Here is a 2,364-nt window from a genome sequence, read left to right as displayed (position 1 = left end):
CGCCTTCGCCGACATTCACACGCCCAGAGTAGTGCGGGTGGTTGGGGATATCGGGTTATTGGACAGCCTCGTTATGCGTCTTAAAGCGTCAGCCTTCACCTCAGCTCAAGGAGTTCGCGAGGAGTCGGACATCCAGAGTCTGACGCTCGACTCAGGCGGGCTCGTCATCATCGTTGCCAGGGAACGTTTGCCCGATGGACGGGTTCAAGGCCTCCGGATATGGTTCCGAGATGCAGCCGCGCTTCGCTACTTGGACGAGGTGGAACTCGCGCGGTACTGGTCCTCGGAGGACTTCCCTCGTGGGCACCATGTGCTTGAGGTGCAAGCCGGCGGTTGGTCAGAAGAGGAATCGGCCTTGCAGGGTTATGCAACCAAACGACGCGAATGGCTAGTTGTCACTGGCAATGGCTGCGTCAGCGTCTTCGCCTCGTCGGAGCCTGAAACTGCAGAGGTTCTCCATGAATTCGACGCATAACCGGTCGCTCGATCCGACCCGCAACGGCATTCCGCGGCAGGCCGTCATTTCATTCTCGGCCTTCCGCGTCCTGCCGCCGCGGCCGGCTCAGCTCGAACGTTGGGCGTCATAGAGCGCATGCCGAGCAAATCCATCACTGAAGTCTGTGCGTGCCTTGGCACGTCGCCACAGGCAATGGAAGCCGTCAATTCAGGCAGAAACTACGTTGCCTTACTGCCGCTCCTTGAACACTCACTTCAGGACGTAGAGCTTCAACTGCAAGCCAGTCTTGCCGCAGTCGGAATCCCGCCTGCGTGCATCGAGAGCATTTCACTGGAACGGCTTGTACTTTTCGCTCTTGGCTCATGGGGAGAGCACTGGCCAGCGCTAGCCGTGTCATGGCTTGAGGGCGGGTTTCCGGTAAGCCGAGACATTGCTCAAGCGCTGCAATCACTGTCCGAGAAGAAAGGCCTCCCTCAGCAAGTGCTCCATAGAGCACTGGTGCTTGAAAAGCGGTGGTCCAATTCACAAGCAAGCCCAGCGGCGAAATGACGCCCAACCCTTCAATCGAGAGGACGTGCCCCGGCAAGCCGGGTCACACCTCTCATCTCAAACGTTGAACATCACTGAAAGTATGGTCGATCTACCAGAGGCAATTCAGCCCATCTTCGAGGCAGCGGGTTGGACGGCCAGCGAAGCGATCGCTGTCCAAGCAGGCATTCCAACAACAGCGAAATCGCGCGTGGATGCGATCCTGCGCCAATACGCTGGCCTGCAAGTCGGAAGCTGCGGTCCTGGTACAGAGGCCGCAGCGAGCAACGTATATTTCTACCGCTCGCACCGTGCAGATGTTGCTGAGCTTCTCTCACCGTGGCGATTCCAAATCGGCTCTTGTGCAGCCTTCGCAAATGCGCATAACGATCACATGATCTTGTTCGTAAGCGATGACGGTTCGTACTTCGCTTTCACGGATGCTGACGAATGCTTGTATCGGTTGGTAGGCTGCTTTGGCGACATCATGAAGACATTGATTTTTGGCTATCAGATCGGCGCCTCAATGCCGCGTGATGTTCAACCCTTTGCTGCAGCGGACGGCTTCGCCGACCGCTGAGCGCGAACGTTGTGCAGCAGGCTAATCCTTCATCAAAGAGCCGTGGCCGGTTGCGCGTTTGGCGCGATCACGCGGAGCAATTTCCGCAGCGGTTTACCAGCTCGGTCGTCACCCCACCGGTATCAGGCTTTGCCAGCAGAGATTTCGCCGGTTCAGGAAAAGTCGGGCGTGCACTTTCCATGGCGCGCGGCGAGTCTTTGGGTTTGCGGCGAGCCTGTCGCCTCGGGCGCTCGCAACGTGGGTGTGGCTCCGATGTACAGTTTTTGCTTTCAACCCGTGGGGCTTTCAACATGGCTCCGCACAACAGGTCGCTGCAGCGGACGGCTTCGCCGACCGCTGAGCTTCAACGTTAGGTTGCTCCAAGAATGCCGTTCTTTCGCGTGCTGCTCGAAGGTAATGGCCTTCGCATCGATTCTGCAGACGAAGCGCCGCCAATTGCAGGCTTCTTCACTACCCGAATTGTTTGGGCCAAGGCTCCAGAAAGCGCGGAGCGTGCAGCCATAAACGTGGTGGCGCAGGAGTGGCGAACTGAGCCGTACGCGTCTCAGCCTGGCGCGAACTCCCTGGCGCTTGTTGCCTCCGAATGCGAGCCAGTTGGCTTCATCCGTGGCTTGGTGGACAGGCCTTCCGGGTTTACCTTTTTTTCGGCCGAAACGTGAGCAAGCAACCTAACCCTTCGCTCGAGTGGACCTTCGCCAGCTGGCCGCGCTGTGCTGCCTGTATATTTTCAGCTCCGCGCGGCCAGCTGGCTGCGGCCCCTCAGCTCGAACGTTGAGGCTGTAAAAAAACTCCCTACCGG

General features: G+C 58.5%; 3 protein-coding genes. All 3 read left to right on the top strand.

What is annotated here, in order from left to right; translation table 11 throughout:
- A partial coding sequence (locus LNV28_RS24930; protein WP_263569072.1) for a hypothetical protein occupies positions 1 to 475 on the top strand: 475 nt, incomplete at its 5' end.
- A gap of 595 nt (positions 476 to 1,070) precedes the next feature.
- Positions 1,071 to 1,565, top strand: a complete 495-nt coding sequence (locus LNV28_RS24925; RefSeq protein WP_263521109.1) for an SUKH-3 domain-containing protein — start codon at positions 1,071 to 1,073, stop codon at positions 1,563 to 1,565.
- 365 nt (positions 1,566 to 1,930) lie between these two features.
- The gene (locus LNV28_RS24920; protein WP_263521360.1) at positions 1,931 to 2,224 is read left to right on the top strand and encodes a hypothetical protein; all 294 of its coding nucleotides are present in this window, start codon (positions 1,931 to 1,933) and stop codon (positions 2,222 to 2,224) included.
- Positions 2,225 to 2,364 lie beyond the last annotated feature (140 nt).

Origin of the sequence: Paucibacter sp. DJ2R-2, assembly GCF_025717675.1 — a bacterium.
In the GTDB taxonomy this organism is placed as follows: domain Bacteria; phylum Pseudomonadota; class Gammaproteobacteria; order Burkholderiales; family Burkholderiaceae_C; genus Paucibacter_A.
Note: the sequence above shows the minus strand (reverse complement) of the source record. Positions and strands in the feature narration are given on the sequence as shown.

Coding starts and splice junctions, on each gene's coding strand:
- LNV28_RS24920 (WP_263521360.1), top strand. CDS start 1,931: ATGCCGTTCTTTCGCGTGCTGCTCGAAGGTAATGGCCTTCGCATCGAT.